The organism is Pararobbsia alpina (genome assembly GCF_902859895.1).
In the GTDB taxonomy this organism is placed as follows: Bacteria; Pseudomonadota; Gammaproteobacteria; order Burkholderiales; family Burkholderiaceae; genus Pararobbsia; species Pararobbsia alpina.
This window is the reverse complement of the sequence record NZ_CADIKM010000207.1, coordinates 1-653: the sequence shown is the minus strand read 5'-3', so window position 1 is coordinate 653 and position 653 is coordinate 1. Positions and strand designations below refer to the sequence as shown.

Annotated in this window: 1 protein-coding gene; it reads left to right on the top strand. The window is 61.1% G+C overall.

Going from position 1 to position 653, the window contains the following annotated elements:
• Positions 1-76: 76 nt before the first annotated feature.
• The coding region (locus HV670_RS30300; protein WP_246258147.1) for an IS5 family transposase at positions 77-653 on the top strand (577 nt) is incomplete at its 3' end.

The window sequence follows — 653 nt, the reverse complement described above, 5'->3', positions numbered from 1 at the left end:
ACTTGCCGACGCGATTAGGCTTTGGCTCGGGCGCAACCTGTTGGCGACGATTGAACGACTGGCAGGAAACCGGCGTGTGGGACCGACTGCACGAGCTGCTGCTCGCCAAGCTGCGCGAGGCTGGGCTGATCGATTTTTCGCGAGTTGCTGTCGATTCGTCGTCAGTGCGAGCAGTTGGGGCGGGCGAAAAACTGGCCCGAACCCCACGGATCGCGCGCGACCAGGCTCCAAGCATCACATCCTTGTCGATGCCAACGGCATTCCCATCGTGGCGATCCTGACCGGCGCGAACCGCAACGACGTCACCCAGTTGCTGCCGCTCGTCGACTCGATTCCACCGATTCGCGGCGTGCGTGGTCGTCCCCTTCAGAAGCCCCAAGTCCTCTATGCCGATCGCGGCTACGGCTCCGAACCGCATCGCCGAAAACTTCGCGATCGTGGCATCAAGCCGGTGATCGCGAAGCGTCGAACCGAGCACGGAAGCGGGCTTGGCAAATTCCGATGGGTTGTCGAACGGACGCATTCCTGGCTCCACAATTTTCGGCGTCTACGCACTCGCTTCGATCGGCGCGCTGACATTCACGAAGCGTTTCTCAAACTCGGTTGCTCGCTCGTCTGCTGGAACATCTTCAGGCGTGCCGAGCAGTCTTTTT